The organism is Ochrobactrum sp. Q0168 (assembly GCF_016427605.1).
GTDB lineage: Bacteria > Pseudomonadota > Alphaproteobacteria > Rhizobiales > Rhizobiaceae > Brucella.
Window position 1 is genome coordinate 154,964 of record NZ_JAELXQ010000005.1, and the last position, 17,703, is coordinate 172,666.

The following is a 17,703-nucleotide window of genomic DNA, read 5'->3' on the forward strand; positions in this document are numbered from 1 at the left end:
CTACTCCCCTTTGTGGTTTGAGGTTGGATTGTATTCCCGCGCGAAACGGCCGATGGCGAAAGCGCTGATCGGCGTTTTCGTTTCTCCGTTCACGGCGAAATCGGCCAGTACGGCTCCGACCCCCGGCCCGGTCTGAAAACCGGCGCCGCAGAAACCGAAGGCGTGATAGAGATTGTTGACCCGGCTGCTTGGCCCGATCACCGGATTTCCATCCGGCATTTCGGCTTCAGTGCCAGACCAGAAGCGGATAACCTGGGCATTTTTCAGGTGCGGAAAAAGTTCGATGGCGCGCAACATCACCGATGACGCAGCATTGACCGACGGACGCGAAAAATCCGGGTTCTCAAGCGGTGTGCCGCGCCCGCCACCCATCACATAATTTCCACGCGTCACCTGGCGGCCATAAAAGCCGCCGCCCTCTTCGCCAAGGCTCATGGGCAGGCGAAGCGGCATCGGCTCGGTCACGACCATGGATGGGGAAACGCGCTTCAACGGAACGGGCTCGCCGAAAGATGCCGCAAAACGGTCAGACCACGCACCGGCGCAGTTGAAGAGCAGGCGCGAGCGGATTTCAATGTCTGCCCCAGCAAGAATGGCAAAACCGTCGCCGGTCGCCTGCACGTCGTGCACCGCTGTATTTTCCAGCACCGTCACGCCCTCGGCCTTGGCGGCGCGTGCAAAAGCAGGGGACACAAGACGCGGATTAGCATGGCCATCATCGGCGCAAAGCGAGGCACCGGCCACATTTCCGGGAAGCCACGGAAACCTGTCCTTGACAGCATTGCCGCCGATCAGTTCCACCTCAAGACCCAATGGGCGAACTGTCGCCGCATAGGCTTCAAGACTTGAGAAATGTTCCTCGGTGCGCGCCAGTTTCAAATGGCCGCTGCGGATATATTCACCGTCAATGCCGATCAGCTCCGGCAGCCGCGCCCATATCTCATGCGCACGCTGGGACAAGGCGATCTGCTCGGGCGCGCGGCCCTGCCTGCGCACACCGCCATAATTGACGCCGCTTGCCTGCGCACCGCAAAAGCCCTTATCGAGCAGGATGACCGACAGGCCGGCCTGACGCATGAAAAGCGCTGCCGAACCGCCGACAATGCCGCCGCCAATGATGACCGCATCGGCCTGAAGACGTTTTGTCATGACGAAACGTCCTTTCTGGCCGCAGCGCCAAAACCCAGCGGAATCGGCTTGACCGGCGCCTGGGCGCGAATGCGTCCGCCATCAGCGGGTGACTTGTCGCGCATGGAAGCCAGAAGTTCCGCTGCCGCTGCCGAACACATACGGCCCTGACAGCGCCCCATCCCAACCCGGCTCAAGGCCTTGAGGCGGTTGATTTCCTGCGTGTCGCCTGCGTCGATCACATCCCGCGCTTCGCCAAGGCTGATCTCTTCGCAACGGCAAAGCGTGACATCGCCTGCCACCGTCTGGAACCAGTCGAGCGGAAACGGAAATGCCTTTTCGACAATCAGGCGTTCGCGATAAATACCATCAAGTTTGCGTATGAGACGCTGTTCGGTTCCGTTATCGAATGGCAATCCAAGATCGCGAAGAAGCGCGATAGCGGCCAGCTGACCACGAATTTCGGCGGCATCTGCACCGGCGATACCAGCACCATCACCAGCGACATAGACGCCGATGCGGCTGGTGCGGCCAAGCTTGTCCGTCATCGGCAACCAGGCGCGGTCGCGGTCCTCGAAGCGGAAATCGCAACCGGCAAGATCGGCAAGCTGCGTTTCCGGACGGAGTGCAAAGCCATAGGCCAGCGCATCGCAGGCAACTTCACGCTCGCGCTTGCCCGTGTGATAACGCAGACATTCCACATGGTCGTCGCCCAGCACGCAATCGGGCCGAACATCATAGTGGATCGGAACGCCCGCCAGTTTCAGGCGCAGGCCGTAATAGGCCCCAAGCGCCACAATGCGCGGCGCGTGCAGCGCCAGATGCGCGAGGTGAAACTTGGCAGTAAAAGGCGCCGTATCCAGAACAGCCGCCACCTTGGCGCCGGCATGGTGATATTGCCAAGCCACCAGATAAAGCAGTGGGCCGGAACCCATGAACACGACGCGTTCGCCAACGGTACAGCCCTGCGCCTTGAGCGCGGTCTGAGATGCCCCGAGCGTATAGACGCCGGGCTTCGTCCAGCCCTTGAAGGGAAGCACACGATCCGTTGCGCCGGTTGCAAGAATAAGATGGCTATAGGGCAGCTGATCATGCACGCCATCGGTCAGGAGATCGAGATGATCGCCATCGTTCCGCGAAATATTCCAGACCAGCGTTTCCGGGCGATAATCGATGGAGCCGCGCAACGTGTCGAAAGTCGTGTGCAGCGCTTCGGCCTTGTGGGCCTCGGAACCATAACGGCTGCGATAGCTGCGCCCGTCATCTATCGGCGGACGGCGATAAATCTGCCCGCCGGAGCGTACGCCTTCGTCCAGCACGACGGGTCTGAGACCAGCCTTGACGAGAATTTCAGCGGCGCGAATGCCCGCAGGCCCAGCGCCGACAATGACAGGGGCCGAAACCGCGCTCATGTCGCAGGCTCCGTCACAAATGCCATGCCGTCTTCCAGCAATGTTGTGCAGGCGCGTAGCCTGCGCCCTTCCGCCGTCATGACATGGCAGTCCTGACAAGCGCCGATCAGGCAGAAACCTGCGCGCGGTTCGCCGGTGAATTCGGTATGACGCAGCTTTCCCTGCACCGACAGAATGGCAGTCAACACGGTGTCGCCACGGCGTCCCTCGCAAGGCACGCCGTCAAGCGAGAAGCCGAGCGGCTGTTCGGCCAGCCGATACCGTCTGCGGAACTGGGCCGCCGAAGGTGAAACCGGGATCGTCATGATCGGATCAGCCCTTGCCTACCAGAAGACGGTCGAGACCGAACATGCGGTCAATGATGATCATGGTGACGGTGGCGACAAGGATCATCAAAGCGGAGACCGCAGCCATCATCGGATCGATGGATTCGCTGGCATACATATACATGCGAACCGGCAGCGTGACCGTCGACGGCGACGTGACGAAGATCGACATGGTCAGCTCATCAAAGGAATTGATGAAGGCGAGCAACCAGCCGCCCGACAGACCCGGCAGCAACAGCGGCAAGGTGATGCGGCGGAACACTGTCCACTCACCGGCACCGAGCGTGCGCGCGGCATTTTCCGCATTGCGGTCCATACTGCCGAGCGAAGCGAGAATGAGGCGCAGCGCATAAGGCGTGATCACAATGGAGTGCGCGGCAACGAGCCAGATGAACGAGCCCGTGAAGCCCATCAGGGAAAACAGGCGCAGGAATGCGACGCCCAGCACCAGATGCGGAATGATCAGCGGCGACAGAAACAGCGCATTGAGCGCATCGCGGCCACGGAAATTATATTGCGCAATGGCAAGCCCGGACGGCACCGCCAGCAATGTGGAGATCGTGGCCGAGAAGAAGGCGAGCTTCACGCTGTTATAGAACGACGTCATAAAGTCGTTATGCTCGAACACAGCCTTGAACCAGCGCAAGGAGAGGCCGTTCCACGGCATGGTCAGCGTGTTTTCCGGGGTGAAAGCCACCAGACACACCACCAGCATCGGCGCCAGCATAAAAATGACGACCAGCGTGTGGAAGAAAAGGGCGAAAGGACCGTTCTTGACCATGGTGCTTACCCCAGTTTCTTCTTGGCCTGCCCTTCGAGCAGGCGGTTATAGGCGATCATGATGATGAGATTGGCCACAAGAACGATGATGGCGATGGCTGCACCCAGCGGCCAGTTCAGCTCGATCAGGAATTCGTCATAGACAACGGTTGCCGCCATCTTGAGACGGCGTCCACCAAGCAGACCCGGAATGGCAAACGAGCTTGCCGACAAAGCGAATACGATGAGGCTGCCCGAAAGAATGCCGAGCACCGCCTGCGGAAACACCACGCGGCGCAATGCCGTCAGGCGCGATGCGCCAAGCGTGAGCGCGGCCGCTTCAACTGACGGGTCGAGCTTTTGCAGCACGGTCCAGACCGGGATCACCATGAAGGGCAGCATGATATGCACCAGACCGATCACAATGGCGGTCTCGCTATAGAGGATCTGCGTCGTCGGCAGGCCGACCAGTTGCAGCAGGCTGTTCGCCAGACCATTGCGTCCGAGAAGCATGCTCCAGCCGAAGGTGCGCACCACAACCGAAACCAGAAGCGGCCCGATGATCACCAGCAGAAAGATGGAGCGCCATGGCTTGCGCATATTGGAGAGAATATAGGCTTCCGGCACGCCAATCAGCACCGTGATGACGGTCGTGATGAGCGCGAGCTTGAGCGTCCGCCAGAAGATCGACAGGTAATAAGGGTCTTTGAGAACCTGCGCGTAATTGGCAAGCGAGTAGACGTTCTCGATGCCCTTATCATAGCTGTAACTGTTGAACGACAGCAGGATCGTCAGCCCCAGCGGCAAAAGCACCAGGGCGAAGAAAAGCAGCGTCGACGGCCCGGCCAGGAAAAGCGGCATCAGATTGCGCGCTTCCTTCGGAGCTGCGGATGTATCCTCTGAGATCACCGAAGCCATGCTCAGTTCACCCCAGCGGTGAGGACGCGGCAATCTTCATGGTTCCAATGGAGGCCGACCTGTGTGCCTTCGGCGGGCGGCGGGTTGCCGAGATTGGGTAACGACACCGAAAGCTGGCCCGCCGCTGTGTTGATGCCGAGCAACCACTGGCTGCCCATGAAATAGCGCGTTGCGACCTCGCCGGCGATATGGCCCTCGCCGTCATTCACAAGCTGCACTTTTTCGGGGCGGATAAACACCGAGACATCGCCGGAAAGCTTGGTTTCGCCTGCCGGGAAGCGGATCGCCGTGCCCGCAAGCGCGATCATCTCACCTTCGGCGCGCGCCTTGAGGAAGTTGGACTTGCCGACAAAATTGGAAATGAAATGGTTGTGCGGATGCTCATAGAGCTTGTAGGGCGCATCGACCTGCGTGATGAGACCCTTTTCCATGACCACGATGCGATCGCTGATCGACAGGGCTTCGGCCTGATCGTGAGTGACCATGATGGTGGTGATGCCGACGGTGCGCTGAATGCGGCGCAGCTCGAACTGCATTTCCTCGCGCAGCTGCGCATCAAGATTCGAGAGCGGCTCGTCCAAAAGCAGCACCGGCGGATTGATGACCAGCGCGCGGGCAATCGCTACACGCTGGCGCTGACCGCCCGACATCTCACGCGGATAGCGATCCGCCAAAGCACCAAGATGCACCAGTCCCAGCACATCGCGCACGCGCTTTTCGCGCTCGGCCTTCGCCACATTGCGCATTTCAAGACCGAAGCTGACATTCTGTGCCACCGTCATATGCGGAAACAGGGCATAGCTCTGGAAGACGACACCAAGTTCGCGCTTGGCAGGAGCCAGCCGGGTAATATCGCGACCGTCAAGCGTGATCGAACCGGCGGTCGGGGGCACCAGCCCGGCGATCATCTGTAAGGTCGTGGTCTTGCCGCAGCCGGAGGGGCCGAGCAGCGAAATGAACTCGCCCTTTTCAATCGTCAGATTGAATTTATCGACAGCCGCGAACTTGCCGTAATGGCGGGAAATTCCGGAAAGGGTCAAAAAGCTCATTGCGTCTCCCTCTCGGCGTGACTTCCGCATAAATTGGGCGGGGGAGCGAAAGCGCCGTGATGTTGTCTCACGTCGCCTCTTTGCAGGGCTGGCTGGCGGGGCGGTCATATGCTCGGTTGCGCAGCAACATAGTATTGGCCAGCCGTTTTCGCGGCTGCATCGTTCCCTGAACAACGCCTGAAGCAAAACCGCCGATCCGTTTGCAACACCATTTCGGTGCCTTTGCCGGACCTTCCCATTGGCGACGCTTTCAGATGGCAGAAAAAGTTCCACGATTACAATTTATAATTTTCAAATCCGGAAGAAATTATATACATCTTTCAAAATACAGAATTTGGAAGCAGTTTTATGGATGATATATCAGAGAATTCGAAATCTGGCGCCGCTCTCAACTCAAGTCTGGTGAAGGCAATCCATATTTTGAAAGGTCTGGCCGCCAGCGCTGAGGACGGTGTGCGCCTGATCGATCTGGCCCGTGATCTCGAATTGAGCCAGCCATCCACCCATCGTCTGCTGAAGACATTGATTGCCGAAAACCTTGTCGAACAGATCGCCGACAAGAAGGCCTATCGCCTGTCACTCGAGTTTTTCGCCATGGCGGCGCAGGCCCGGCAACGCGACGGGATACTCAATATCGCGCGCCCGTCGCTTCTACGGCTGTCGACCACGTTCAACGATACGGTTTTCCTGCTGGTGCGCAGCAATTTCGATGCCGTGTGCCTTGATCGTGTCGAGGGACCGTTCCCAATCCGCTCCTATACCGGCGATATTGGCGGCAAGGTTCCGCTGGGCATCGGCCAGGGCAGTCTCGCCATTCTCGCCTTCCTGCCGGAAGAAGAGCGCGAGGCGATCATCCGCTTCAATATGCCCCGCATTCTGGACAAGTCCACCATCGACGAGGTCGATCTGCGTATCCTGATCGATGATGTGCGCAAGACAGGTGCTGCAACCTTCAACTTCAATATGATTGATGGCATGGCCGGTGTCGGCGTGCCCATTCTCGATCATAGCGGCGAAGCGGTCGCGGCTTTCAGCGTCGGCACGCTGGCCTCACGCCTGTCCGAACAGCGGCTGCAAACCGTCGTGGAACTGCTCCGCCGGGAAGCGGCAATCATCTCCCACAAGATCAGTCCGTTCGATCCGAGCCTGCGCCAGCCCAATCAGGCGCTGGCCAATCGCAGATAGCCGATACAGGCCTTACTGCGCGCGGCGCACGGTTTCGGACGGAAGATAGCCGAAGCGCTGGCGATAATCGGCTGAGAACAGGCCCATATGGTTGAAAGCCCAGGCCATGGCGATACGCGTAATATCGCCGGGTCCGGCATATCCCCGGGCAAGTTCCGCATGGACCTTGTCCAGCCGCATATTCTTGAACACGCCGAGCGGCGTATTGCCCCGAACACTGCGGAAGGTGCGGTGCAAGGTGCGGGCACTGGTGCCCGTTGCGTCGACCAGCTCCTGCAAGGTCAGTTGCTTGTCGAGATTGTCGAGCATGAATTTTTCAGCACGCTGGACATAGCTCGGCACCGCGCTCATCAACGGTCTTGCGCGCGGCTGCGTATCGAGCGCCGCCGCAAGCGACGCCATCAAACTGTCTTCCAGCCGCTCCGACAGTCCGCCATGGAAGAAGGCTTCCTTGTCCTTCTCGATCTCGTTCATCACGAAATGCGCCAGATGATAGAAGGCATGGCCGACCGGCGTATCAAACGACACGACCCGCTTGTTATGGGTAAACTGCTCGATAAATTCCTTACCGCCCAGAATATCGATCTGGGTATCGTTCAGGCTGAAGATCAGCATGCGCGTGGACGGGTGAAACTCGAGATCGATGGCCGAATGCGCATCGACAAGCTGGGCATTCAAGCCCGACTGATACAACAGTTCGTCACCGCGCCGGTCGCGTGAAACGAAGATGCCCTGCAACGGAACCTGCAACAAGGTCATATCGTTATGCGCGTCCACCTCGATGCGGGCATGACCGCCAATGCGGATCGCCGTCAGGCCGAAGGGCCGCATGCGCCCGTGAGCAACTTCCGTGCGATAGGTCCGGCTGGATTTCTTCGAGATGCGGCAAGGCCGGAGCAGGCCGGACATGGTGTTCTGGAACGAATCGATGGACGGCGAAAGCCGGTGCATATAGCTCGTAGTCGGCATCACGATATTCCCCGTATCTCATTTAGAGAGCATTTTATTTTAAGATTAAAGTATCACGCTGTGCCCAGAGCGCAAGCATCGCGATAATTTTGCTCGAAAGCATGTTTCTGGCGGTTTCCTGTTAGGCATGGCGTTTTGGTGATAGACAGCATCGTTCCCGCTTTTATCGTTGGTCCCAGGCGCCGTAGAGCAGCCACGAAAAAGGGAACCGCGAATGAAAGCGATAATCGTCGGAGGAGGCATTGGCGGCCTCACCATGGCACTGATGCTGCATGCACGGGGCATCGACTGCCAGATTTTCGAAGCAGCACCTGAAGTTCGCGAATTGGGCGTTGGCATCAATGTGCTACCGCACGCCATCCGCGAACTGGCCGAGATTGGTCTACTGCCCGCTCTCGACGCCACCGGCATCCGCACCCGTGAACTGATTTACGCCACACGGCAGGGTCAGGAAATCTGGCGCGAACCGCGCGGCGTGGATGCAGGCTATGATGTGCCGCAGTTTTCCATTCATCGCGGCTATTTGCAGAAACTGCTTTATGACGCCGTGATCGAACGTCTCGGCCCAGACGCCATCGTCGCCAACCAGCGCTGCGTCGGCTATGCCCAGAGCGAAGGTTCGGCGACGGTGCATTTCGCCGAAGGATCGAAGATCGCCTCGGCAACCGGCGACATTGTCATCGGCGCAGACGGTATTCACTCCGTCATCCGGCATCAGATGTTCCCGAACGAAGCCGGGCTCAAATGGAACGGCGTCATGATGTGGCGCGGTGCGGTGGAAAGCGACCCATTCCTTGACGGTCGCACCATGATTGTTGCGGGCGGCTTTACCTACAAGCTGGTGCTTTATCCGATAGCCAGGGGCACCACGCCCGGCAAAATCCTTAACAACTGGGTCGTCACCTATCGTCCGGGCGCCGACGGATCGCCTGCGCCGAAGCGCGAGGACTGGAGCCGTCGCGGCACGCATGAAGAGCTGATGCCGCATGTCGAGAAGTTCGGCATCAATGTCGTGGATCTCGCCGCTTTGGTGCGCGCCACCGACACATTCTTCGAATATCCGATGTGCGACCGCGATCCCGCCCGTTGGTGGACCGATGGCCGCGTGGCGCTGATCGGCGACGCCGCCCATCCGATGTATCCGGTCGGATCGAATGGCGCGAGCCAGGCCATCATCGACGCCCGCACGCTGGCCGATCATCTGGCCGCCGCCGAACACGGTCGCGCAGCGCTTGCCGCCTATCAGGCCATCCGCCTGCCCGCGACTGCGGAAATCGTCCGGCTCAACCGGCTGGGCGGTCCCGAAGGCGTCATCGATGAGGTCGAACGGCGCGCACCGTCCGGTGTTGTCGATCTGGATGGCGTTATCAGCTTTGCCGAGCGCGAGGCAATCGTTCGCGGCTATGCCGCAAAGGCTGGCTTTTCAACACAGCAGGTCAACCGGGAAGTGACCCGGGCGACCGCCTGAAAACTTGCATCGGTAATATTGTAAAGGGGAATCAAAGTGACTGATCTTCCAGCTGGCGTGACCAAATCCGGCTCCTCCGTGGACAGTGTTGTCTGGCACATTCTGGGCCAGACCTATGTGCCCAAGCATGTCTGCGAAAGCTCCATGTCGTGGCACGCAACCTTCCCTCCCGGCACCTTCGTTCCGCCGCATATCCACACCACGCAGGAAGAATTCATCTATGTGCTGGAAGGCCGCTTCGACCTGCTGCTCGACGGCAAGGAAGCCGTTGCTGAGGCTGGCGATCTCGTCTGCCTGCCGCGCAACGTGTCGCACGGCATTTTCAACAAGACCGAACAGCCGGTGAAATGCGTTTTCTGGGTTTCGCCGACCGCAAAACTCTGGGACCTGTTCGTTCGCATCAACAATGTCGGTGATCCGGCTGAAATAGTTCGCGTTGCACCGGCTCATGAGGTTGAATTTTTGCCCGCGCCAGCAGAATAATGCATCCACCCGGCAGAGGTATGGGAGTACATCTGCCGGGTAACAAGCATTTCCGGCATCGGACAATGCGAAAGAATAAGAAAACAAAGCAAAAATCTGCAATCGAGGTGGAACAATGAAAATTTCGACGAAAGCGGCCTTGGCGCTGCTCGCCGCAACCATGCTAACCGGAACCGCGCAGGCCGAAGACGGCAAGATCAAGATCGGTTTGATCTATACGCTCAGCGGACCATCGGCTTTGCTGGGCGAACAATCCCGCGACGGCTTCCTGCTTGCCATGGAGAAGCTGGGCAACAAGCTCGGCGGCCTCGATGCGGAAATCATCATCCAGGACGATGAACAGAAGCCGGATATCGGCGTCAACAAGGTTCAGCAGATGATCCAGCGCGACAAGGTGGATTTCGTCATCGGGCCGATTTTCTCCAACGTGCTCAACGCCATCGTCAAGCCGGCAACCGAATCCGGCGCATTCCTGATCTCGACCAATGCGGGCACGTCCAATCTGGCTGGCAAGGACTGCAACGCCAATCTGTTCGTCACCTCCTATCAGAACGACCAGATGCATGAAGTTTCCGGCAAATATGCCGAAAAGCAGAATTACCAGCGCGTGTTCCTGATTGCCCCGAACTATCAGGCAGGCAAGGACGCGCTCGCCGGTTTCAAGCATTCCTACAAGAACGAAGTCGCGCAGGAAATCTATGTGCCGCTCGGCCAGCTGGATTATTCGGCGGAACTGGCCCAGATCGCCGCTGAACAGCCGGATGCGGTCTATGCCTTCCTGCCCGGCGGCATGGGTGTGAATTTCGTCAAGCAATATCGTCAGGCCGGTCTTGAAGGCACGCCGTTCCTCTCCGCATTCACCGTGGACGAGACGACCCTGCCCGCGCAGCAGGATGCGGCGGTCGGCTTCTTCGCCGGTTCGAACTGGGCGCCGGATCTCGATTCAGCACCCGCCAAGGAATTCGCCGCCGCCTATGAAGCCAAGTTCAAGCGCATTCCGGCGACCTTTGCCGTGCAGGCCTATGACGCAGCCATGCTGATCGATGCGGCGGTCAAGCAGGTCAATGGCAATATCGCCGACAAGGACGCCTTGCGCGCGGCCATGAAGGAGGCGAAATTCACCTCGCCGCGCGGTGAGTTCAGCTTTGGCGACAACCACTTTCCGATCCAGAATTTCTACCTGACCAAAGTCGTCAAGCGCGACGACGGCCAGTTCGCCACGTCCTATGTTGAAACGGTCTTCAACGACTACAAGGACAATTACGCCGCGCAATGCAAGATGTAACCCGGTGGAAGAAGGGCGCTCCGATGAGCCCAGTCTTCTCAATTTCCAAGTCTGAAACAGGTCACGCCAGCCCGTCTGGCGTGAACCGGGCTTCAGTACAACGAGTTCCGGACATCCCCCATGCTCAATCTTTTTCTGCTGCAGTCCCTTAACGGGATTCAGTTCGGTATTTTGCTCTTTCTCGTCGCCGCCGGGCTAACGCTGATCTTCGGCGTCATGGACCTGATCAATCTGGCGCATGGCGTGCTTTACATGGTCGGTGCCTATCTGACGGCGAGTTTCACTGCCATGACCGGCAGTTTCTTCTACGGCATCCTGATCGCCCTCCCCGTCACGCTCGTGATCGGCATCGTGCTGGAAGTGCTGGTCTTTCGACGATTATACGAACGCAGCCATCTCGATCAGGTTCTGGCAACCTTCGGACTGATCCTGATTGTGAATGAACTGGTCAAGATCATCTGGGGTGCAGCGCCGCTCAGCGTGCCGATGCCGGAATCGCTCTCCGGTTCCATCCAGCTTTTTGGAAATCTGCGTTATCCCGTCTATCGCCTGCTGATCATCGGGGCTGGCCTTCTGACGGCGGCAGGTCTCTATGTCCTCGTCAATCACACGCGCATCGGCATGTTGCTGCGCGCCGGGGCAACCAATGGCGACATGGTTTCGGCGCTTGGCATCAATATCCGCCGCCTGTTCATGGTGGTGTTCGGATTGGGCGCAATGCTTGCCGGTTTTGCCGGCGGCATGGTCTCCCCCATCCTCTCGGTCGATCCGGGCATGGGGGATTCCATCCTGATCCTCACCTTCGTCGTCATCGTGATCGGCGGCGTCGGTTCCGTGCGCGGCGCTTTTGTTGCGGCCATTGCCGTGGGTCTTGTCGATACGCTGGGCCGCACCTTCGGGCCGATGCTGCTTCGCAATCTGCTTGATCCTGCCGCCGCCTCCCAGATGGGCCGCACGCTGGTGCCGATGCTCACCTATATTCTGATGGCAGCCGTGCTCTATTTCCGCCCGACCGGTCTCTTCCCGGCACAGGGAGGAACGCGATGAGCGAGATTACCCATAACAGCGCCCGCGATACCGCCATGCCGGAAAAGGTCAAAAACCGACCGTCGCCTTTGCTGGATGCAGGCCCGTGGCTGGTCTTCGCCGCCTTTGCAATCGTTCCGCTTCTCGCGTCCGCTCTCGGCGACAGCTTTCTTCTGGTGATCGTCACCCGCATCATGATCTTTGCGCTGGCAGCGCTTTCGCTCAACTTCATCATGGGTTACGGCGCGCTCGTTTCCTTTGGCCATGCCGCCTATATCGGGATCGGCGCTTACGCGGTCGGCATCCTCTCCAGCTATGGCATCGACGATCTGATCCTGCAGCTGCTCGCGGCCATTATTGCCGCAGCGCTCTTCGCGCTCGTCACCGGCTATATTTCGCTTCGAACCAGCGGCGTCTATTTCATCATGATCACGCTGGCCTTCGGACAAATGGCCTTCTTCTTCATGGTTTCCCTGTCGGCCTTTGGCGGCGACGACGGCATGACGCTGTCCACACGCTCGACGTTGTTCGGCAATACGCTGCTTTCCAGCAATCTGGTGCTGTTCTATTTCGTGCTGGCGCTGCTAGTCGGCGCGTTTCTCACCTTCCGTATGCTGGTGCATTCACGGTTCGGTCGCGTGCTGCGCGGAACGCGGGATAATCCGGTGCGCATGCGCGCCATCGGCTTCTCGCCCTTCTCGTTTCAGCTCACCGCCTATGTCATCGCCGGTGTGGCGGCGGCGATTGCCGGTGTGCTGCTGGCCAACCAGATCCAGTTCGTTTCGCCTGCCTTCATGAGCTGGCAGCGCTCCGGCGAGCTGATCGTCATGGTGGTGCTGGGCGGCATGGGCACGCTGATCGGCCCAGTCCTCGGCGCAACCGCCTTCATCGTGCTGGAAGAAGTATTGGCGCATTTCTCCGAGCACTGGAAACTCGGTCTCGGTCTTTTCCTCGTTCTCGTCGTGCTTTTCAGCCGCGATGGCATCGGCGGGCTGATCCGCAAGCTGCGTGGAGGTTCCGATGTCGGATGAACTTCTTCAGGTCCATGACCTGCACAAGAGCTTCGGCGCGCTCAAGGTTACGGACGGCGTCAATCTTACCGTCAAACGTGGCGAAATTCACGCGCTGATCGGCCCGAACGGCGCAGGCAAGACGACGCTGATCCACCAGCTTTCGGGCAATCTGAAAAGCGATCGTGGCTCGGTCGTCTTTGATGGTCGCGACATTTCCAGTCTCGCCATGCCCGCGCGTGTTCACTTGGGCCTTGCGCGCTCGTTCCAGATAACCTCGGTTCTGGAAGGTTTCAGCGTGCTGGAAAACGTTGCGCTGGCCGTTCAGGCGCGGTCCGGTTCAAGCTTCCGCTTCTTTCAGGCGGCAAGCAAGGAAGCCGGGATCAACGAACAAGCCATGGCAGCACTTGCCCGGGTGCGGCTGGACGACCGCGCCCATCGCCGGGTGGGGGCGCTGTCGCATGGCGAAAAGCGTCAGCTTGAGATTGCCATCGCGCTCGCCACAGAGGCGCAGATGCTGTTGCTCGATGAGCCGCTGGCTGGCACCAGCCACGAGGAATCCGTGGTGCTTGTCGAGCTGATGCGCTCCTTGCGACAGACCCATACGCTGGTTCTGATCGAGCATGACATGGATGCGGTTTTCTCGCTGGCCGATCAGGTGAGCGTGCTTGTCTACGGGCGCGTCATCGCATCGGGAACACCCGCCGCCGTGCGCTCCGACCAGGACGTGCGCGCCGCCTATCTCGGCGAAGAGGAGGCTGCATGATGCTGAAAGTCGAAGGACTGCAGAACGCCTATGGCCAGTCCCGCATTCTCTTTGGCATCGACTTTGAAGTCGGAGCGGGAGAGGTCGTTACGATCCTCGGCAGAAACGGCATGGGCAAGACGACAACCATCAAGTCGATCTTCGGCTTGCTGCCGCCCAAGGGCGGCAAGGTTTTCGTCAATGGCCATGACGTGACCGGCAAACCGCCCCACGCAATTGCCCGCGAGGGGCTGGGTCTGGTGCCGGAAGGACGGCAGATATTTCCAACGCTTAGCGTTGAGGAAAACCTGTTGGCCACCCGGCGCTCGGATGCCCGCTCGTCCAAATGGACGCTGGAGAGCATCTATCGGATGTTCCCGCGCCTGAAGGAGCGGCGGCGCAACATGGGCAACCAGCTTTCCGGCGGCGAGCAGCAGATGCTGGCGGTTGGCCGCGCCCTGATGACCAATCCGAAAATGGTGGTGCTGGACGAGGCGACGGAAGGCCTGTCGCCGCTGATGCGCGAAGAAATCTGGTCCTGCCTGCGCAACATCAAGGATGAGGGCGAGGCGATCCTCGTCATCGACAAGAATGTCGATGCGCTGGCGCGCTTTGCCGACCGTCACGTGGTCATCGAGAAAGGCCGTGTGGTGTGGAGCGGCGACAACGCCGCCCTTCTGAACACCCCCGACATCAAGGAACGTTACTTGCACGTTTGAACCTGCAGGCAAACGCAAATTACTGGCATTGACAGGAGACGAGCATGCACCCCAGCGCTCATGTGGACACATTCGTTCTGGATAATCTCCCGGCTGCGGAACTTCTACCGGATATCATCAATCTCGAAGAGCTCGGCTACCCGGAACAGCTGAACGCGACCTATGAACTGGTGGATGCGCATCTGGCGAACGTCAAAGGCGACCGGATTGCCTTGCAGGCGCCGGGCGTGCGCTGGACCTATCGCGATCTTGCCGCCATGATCAACAGAATCGCCAATGTGCTGACTGACAAGCTCGGCATGAAAACCGGCAATCGCGTCATGATCCGTTCGGGCAACAACCCGACCAAGATTGCGCTTTATCTGGCGATCATCAAGGCAGGCGGTGTCGTCGTCGCGACCATGCCGCTGTTGCGCGCCCGCGAGCTGGTCCAGATCATCGACAAGGCCGAAATCAGCATCGCCTTTTGCGATCACGCGCTGATTGGCGAAATGCAAAATGCGATGGCGCAGACCAGTTTCGTCAAGACACTGGTGACCTGGGAAGGCAATGCAGGCGGCGAGCTTGGCGCCTTGTTGGCCGATGCATCCAGCGATTTCGCGGCAGTGGCGACACGGGCGGATGATCCGTGCCTGCTCGGCTTCACATCGGGCACCACCGGATTGCCGAAGGCGACGATCCATTTCCATCGCGACCTGCTGATCGTCTGCGACTGCTATGCGCATCACATTTTGGACGCGACAGAAGACGACATCTTCATCGGCTCGCCGCCGCTCGCTTTCACATTCGGTCTTGGCGGGCTGGTTCTGTTTCCCTTCAGGATCGGCGCTTCCACGGTGCTTCCGGCAAAAACCGCGCCGCATGATCTGGCGCTCGCAATCGGCGAATATAAGCCGACTGTCTGTTTCACCGCGCCAACCGCTTATCGCGCCATGCTTTCGAAGATCGATCAGTATGATCTTTCCTCGCTGCGCAAATGTGTTTCAGCCGGTGAAGCCCTGCCGCTCCCCACTTTCGAAGCATGGAAGCGCGCGACCGGGCTTTCGCTGTCAGACGGCATCGGTGCAACGGAAATGCTGCATATCTTCATCTCCGCGCCCGAAAACGATATTCGCCCCGGCGCGACCGGCAAGCCTGTCCCCGGCTATGAAGCGCGTGTGATTGACGACAACGGGCAGGAATGCCCGCCCGGCACGCCCGGACGCCTCGCCGTTCGCGGGCCGCTCGGCTGCAAATATCTGGCAGACCCGCGCCAGACCAAATATGTCGAGAACGGCTGGAACATCACCGGCGATACCTATGTCATGGATGAGGACGGCTATTTCTGGTATCAGGCGCGCAATGATGACATGATCGTTTCCGCGGGATACAATATTGCCGGACCGGAGGTCGAAGCCAGCCTGCTCGCGCATCCCGCCGTGGCGGAATGCGGTGTGGTGGCGGCGCCGGATGAGGAACGCGGCTGCGTCGTGAAGGCCTATGTGGTGCTGAACGAGGGCTACAATGGCGATGCGAGTTTGCAGGAAACATTGCAACGCCATGTCAAAAGCGAACTCGCACCTTATAAATATCCGCGCCTGATATGCTGGGTTTCCAGCCTGCCCAAGACGGAATCCGGAAAATTGCAGCGCTCCGCCCTGCGTGCGCAGGCAGCAAGCGAAGCCCGCGCCTGACGCGGCTTCACGCAGGAAACACGCAGGAGAATTCAGTGCTTCAAGACTTCGATACCGCCTATGACAATATGAAGGCCATCAGCGGTTCCGCCAGCTATCCGCCGCGCTGGACGGAACTGGCCTCCAGCTTTCGCAAGAAAATGCGCGATCAGGGTCGTTTGATACCCGACATCGCCTATGCCGAGGGTTCGCGCAACCATTACGACCTCTTCCTGCCGCAAGGGACGGCCAAGGGTACGCTCGTCTATGTTCATGGCGGCTATTGGAAGGGGCTGGACAAAAGCTTCTGGTCGCATCTGGCGCAAGGCGCTCTTAAACGCGGCTATCGCGTGGCCATGCCAAGCTATACGCTTTGCCCGGAAACGCGCATTTCAGGCATCACGCTGGAAATCGGCCGCTTCATCGACCGACTGGCTGAAGAAGTGGACGGCGAGATCGCCTTGACCGGGCATTCAGCCGGAGGCCATCTGGTGAGCCGCATGGCGTGCGAAAACGCACCCATTGCGGCGGCAACGACCGAGCGGATCAGGCGGGTGCTTTCCATCAGCGGGCTGCACGATCTGCGCCCGCTTCTCAAAACCGCAATGAACGATATTTTCCAGATGGATGCGGCGGAAGCCGTCGCGGAAAGCGCCGCTCTCCAGCACCCGCGCGCGGAGATTGCTGTCCATTGCTGCGTCGGGGGCGGTGAACTGATGGAATTCAGGCGTCAAAATGCACTGCTGGCAAACATCTGGTACGGATCCGGAATCGAGACCAGCGCCTGGGAAATTGACGGCACGCATCATTGCAACGTGATCGATACGCTGTGCGATCCCGAAAGCCGCGCTGTTAAATTCCTCTGCCCCTGATACCAAGCTGCGATCTGATGGTCGGAGTGGACGCGAAGGTCGATGCGATTGTCGCTTTAGGCTCGCTTTTCACTGGCATCTTTGCGCAACCGATATTAACACCGATGAGAGTGCGTAGCACGACATTTGCAACCATGATCGATGACGAGGGAATTCATGGAGGAACGCTTCTCGGGTACGGTTCTGGCTTCCGAGCATCAGGAGGAGAACCCCGCGCGTTCGCTGGGCGAGATCGGCCTGAACAGTTTTGCGCCCTACCTGATGAACCGCCTGATGGCCCGCTATAACGCAAATCTTGCGGAAGCCCTCAAAGACCGCCAGATCACGACGGTCAAATTGCGCACGCTCGCCGTGCTGAGTGTCACGCCTTCGGCCACGATCAACGAGCTGGCGGTCTTTACCGTCACCGAACAATCGACGATGAGCCGCACGCTCGATTCGCTTGAAGAACAGGGTTATATCCGCCGTCAGGCGCGTGCCGAAGATATGCGCATCCGCGATATTTCGATGACCGAAGAAGGACGCAACATCTTCAACGAAGCATGGCCGACTATGTATGACCTGCTGTTGCAGTTGTTTGAGGGTATTGATGAGGACGAGCACCGCGCCTTTGTCGGCACCTTGCAGAAAATGCTGCGCAATATCCGTAAAAACGAACTTTGAAATTATGCTGAATAAAAAGCCGATCCGCTTTTGA

The 17,703-nt window shown here is 59.1% G+C and carries 18 protein-coding genes; 11 read left to right on the top strand and 7 right to left on the bottom strand.

The genetic code is table 11. The features are described from left to right. The 6 genes from JAU75_RS11760 to JAU75_RS11785 are packed head-to-tail and all read right to left on the bottom strand — an operon-like array spanning position 1 to position 5,592. The gene (locus JAU75_RS11760) at positions 1-1,149 is read right to left on the bottom strand and encodes an FAD-dependent oxidoreductase (protein WP_199056700.1); all 1,149 of its coding nucleotides are present in this window, start codon (positions 1,147-1,149) and stop codon (positions 1-3) included. After that, on the bottom strand, positions 1,146-2,540 hold the full coding sequence (locus JAU75_RS11765) for an NAD(P)/FAD-dependent oxidoreductase (protein ID WP_199056701.1): 1,395 nt from the start codon (positions 2,538-2,540) through the stop codon (positions 1,146-1,148). The genes JAU75_RS11760 and JAU75_RS11765 overlap by 4 nt, the downstream gene beginning before the upstream one ends. Beyond that, positions 2,537-2,845 carry a (2Fe-2S)-binding protein gene (locus tag JAU75_RS11770; RefSeq protein WP_199056702.1) on the bottom strand — a complete coding sequence of 103 codons (309 nt, stop codon included), beginning with the start codon at positions 2,843-2,845 and terminating at the stop codon, positions 2,537-2,539. Before JAU75_RS11770 ends, JAU75_RS11765 begins: the two co-directional genes overlap by 4 nt. Positions 2,846-2,852: 7 nt before the next feature. After that, positions 2,853-3,647 (bottom strand): ABC transporter permease, encoded by a 795-nt coding sequence (locus tag JAU75_RS11775; RefSeq protein WP_199056703.1) that lies wholly within the window; start codon positions 3,645-3,647, stop codon positions 2,853-2,855. Positions 3,648-3,652: 5 nt separating this feature from the next. Further along, positions 3,653-4,543, bottom strand: coding sequence for an ABC transporter permease (locus JAU75_RS11780; protein ID WP_199056704.1), 891 nt, complete (start codon positions 4,541-4,543; stop codon positions 3,653-3,655). A gap of 2 nt (positions 4,544-4,545) precedes the next feature. After that, positions 4,546-5,592, bottom strand: a complete 1,047-nt coding sequence (locus JAU75_RS11785; RefSeq protein WP_199056705.1) for an ABC transporter ATP-binding protein — start codon at positions 5,590-5,592, stop codon at positions 4,546-4,548. Positions 5,593-5,940: 348 nt separating this feature from the next. On the opposite strand from JAU75_RS11785, the gene JAU75_RS11790 reads away from it, so the two are divergent. After that, positions 5,941-6,777, top strand: a complete 837-nt coding sequence (locus tag JAU75_RS11790) for an IclR family transcriptional regulator (protein ID WP_199056706.1) — start codon at positions 5,941-5,943, stop codon at positions 6,775-6,777. A gap of 12 nt (positions 6,778-6,789) precedes the next feature. Here the strand turns inward: JAU75_RS11790 and JAU75_RS11795 are convergent, their stop codons facing one another. Further along, positions 6,790-7,746, bottom strand: coding sequence for an AraC family transcriptional regulator (locus tag JAU75_RS11795; protein ID WP_199056707.1), 957 nt, complete (start codon positions 7,744-7,746; stop codon positions 6,790-6,792). Between the two features lie 214 nt (positions 7,747-7,960). On the opposite strand from JAU75_RS11795, the gene JAU75_RS11800 reads away from it, so the two are divergent. From JAU75_RS11800 to JAU75_RS11845, 10 genes are all read left to right on the top strand, one after another. Continuing rightward, entirely contained in the window at positions 7,961-9,214 is a 1,254-nt protein-coding gene (locus tag JAU75_RS11800; RefSeq protein ID WP_199056708.1) for a flavin-dependent oxidoreductase, read from the top strand. Positions 9,215-9,250: 36 nt separating this feature from the next. Continuing rightward, positions 9,251-9,697 (top strand): cupin domain-containing protein, encoded by a 447-nt coding sequence (locus JAU75_RS11805; protein WP_199056709.1) that lies wholly within the window; start codon positions 9,251-9,253, stop codon positions 9,695-9,697. A gap of 115 nt (positions 9,698-9,812) precedes the next feature. After that, complete coding sequence (locus JAU75_RS11810) at positions 9,813-10,982, top strand: ABC transporter substrate-binding protein (RefSeq protein WP_199056710.1); 1,170 nt, start codon at positions 9,813-9,815, stop codon at positions 10,980-10,982. A gap of 120 nt (positions 10,983-11,102) precedes the next feature. Further along, positions 11,103-12,029: a branched-chain amino acid ABC transporter permease gene (locus JAU75_RS11815; RefSeq protein WP_199056711.1), complete on the top strand. Its 927-nt coding sequence runs from the start codon at positions 11,103-11,105 to the stop codon at positions 12,027-12,029. Further along, positions 12,026-13,039: a branched-chain amino acid ABC transporter permease gene (locus JAU75_RS11820; protein ID WP_199056712.1), complete on the top strand. Its 1,014-nt coding sequence runs from the start codon at positions 12,026-12,028 to the stop codon at positions 13,037-13,039. Before JAU75_RS11815 ends, JAU75_RS11820 begins: the two co-directional genes overlap by 4 nt. Further along, positions 13,029-13,784 (top strand): ABC transporter ATP-binding protein, encoded by a 756-nt coding sequence (locus JAU75_RS11825; protein WP_199056713.1) that lies wholly within the window; start codon positions 13,029-13,031, stop codon positions 13,782-13,784. The genes JAU75_RS11820 and JAU75_RS11825 overlap by 11 nt, the downstream gene beginning before the upstream one ends. Next, the gene (locus JAU75_RS11830) at positions 13,784-14,482 is read left to right on the top strand and encodes an ABC transporter ATP-binding protein (protein WP_105544357.1); all 699 of its coding nucleotides are present in this window, start codon (positions 13,784-13,786) and stop codon (positions 14,480-14,482) included. The genes JAU75_RS11825 and JAU75_RS11830 overlap by 1 nt, the downstream gene beginning before the upstream one ends. Positions 14,483-14,526: 44 nt before the next feature. Continuing rightward, a complete protein-coding gene (locus tag JAU75_RS11835) occupies positions 14,527-16,155 on the top strand; it encodes a benzoate-CoA ligase family protein (RefSeq protein WP_199056714.1) in 1,629 nt (542 codons plus the stop codon). Positions 16,156-16,190: 35 nt separating this feature from the next. Further along, entirely contained in the window at positions 16,191-17,006 is an 816-nt protein-coding gene (locus JAU75_RS11840) for an alpha/beta hydrolase (RefSeq protein WP_199056715.1), read from the top strand. Positions 17,007-17,162: 156 nt separating this feature from the next. Beyond that, entirely contained in the window at positions 17,163-17,669 is a 507-nt protein-coding gene (locus JAU75_RS11845; protein ID WP_199056716.1) for a MarR family transcriptional regulator, read from the top strand. Positions 17,670-17,703: the final 34 nt, after the last annotated feature.

What these genes read in the sequence shown, in the direction of transcription:
- JAU75_RS11760 (WP_199056700.1), bottom strand. Translation starts at nt 1,149, where the DNA reads ATGACAAAACGTCTTCAGGCCGATGCGGTCATCATTGGCGGCGGCATT.
- JAU75_RS11765 (WP_199056701.1), bottom strand. Translation starts at nt 2,540, where the DNA reads ATGAGCGCGGTTTCGGCCCCTGTCATTGTCGGCGCTGGGCCTGCGGGC.
- JAU75_RS11770 (WP_199056702.1), bottom strand. Translation starts at nt 2,845, where the DNA reads ATGACGATCCCGGTTTCACCTTCGGCGGCCCAGTTCCGCAGACGGTAT.
- JAU75_RS11775 (WP_199056703.1), bottom strand. Translation starts at nt 3,647, where the DNA reads ATGGTCAAGAACGGTCCTTTCGCCCTTTTCTTCCACACGCTGGTCGTC.
- JAU75_RS11780 (WP_199056704.1), bottom strand. Translation starts at nt 4,543, where the DNA reads ATGGCTTCGGTGATCTCAGAGGATACATCCGCAGCTCCGAAGGAAGCG.
- JAU75_RS11785 (WP_199056705.1), bottom strand. Translation starts at nt 5,592, where the DNA reads ATGAGCTTTTTGACCCTTTCCGGAATTTCCCGCCATTACGGCAAGTTC.
- JAU75_RS11790 (WP_199056706.1), top strand. Translation starts at nt 5,941, where the DNA reads ATGGATGATATATCAGAGAATTCGAAATCTGGCGCCGCTCTCAACTCA.
- JAU75_RS11795 (WP_199056707.1), bottom strand. Translation starts at nt 7,746, where the DNA reads ATGCCGACTACGAGCTATATGCACCGGCTTTCGCCGTCCATCGATTCG.
- JAU75_RS11800 (WP_199056708.1), top strand. Translation starts at nt 7,961, where the DNA reads ATGAAAGCGATAATCGTCGGAGGAGGCATTGGCGGCCTCACCATGGCA.
- JAU75_RS11810 (WP_199056710.1), top strand. Translation starts at nt 9,813, where the DNA reads ATGAAAATTTCGACGAAAGCGGCCTTGGCGCTGCTCGCCGCAACCATG.
- JAU75_RS11815 (WP_199056711.1), top strand. Translation starts at nt 11,103, where the DNA reads ATGCTCAATCTTTTTCTGCTGCAGTCCCTTAACGGGATTCAGTTCGGT.
- JAU75_RS11820 (WP_199056712.1), top strand. Translation starts at nt 12,026, where the DNA reads ATGAGCGAGATTACCCATAACAGCGCCCGCGATACCGCCATGCCGGAA.
- JAU75_RS11825 (WP_199056713.1), top strand. Translation starts at nt 13,029, where the DNA reads ATGTCGGATGAACTTCTTCAGGTCCATGACCTGCACAAGAGCTTCGGC.
- JAU75_RS11830 (WP_105544357.1), top strand. Translation starts at nt 13,784, where the DNA reads ATGCTGAAAGTCGAAGGACTGCAGAACGCCTATGGCCAGTCCCGCATT.
- JAU75_RS11835 (WP_199056714.1), top strand. Translation starts at nt 14,527, where the DNA reads ATGCACCCCAGCGCTCATGTGGACACATTCGTTCTGGATAATCTCCCG.
- JAU75_RS11845 (WP_199056716.1), top strand. Translation starts at nt 17,163, where the DNA reads ATGGAGGAACGCTTCTCGGGTACGGTTCTGGCTTCCGAGCATCAGGAG.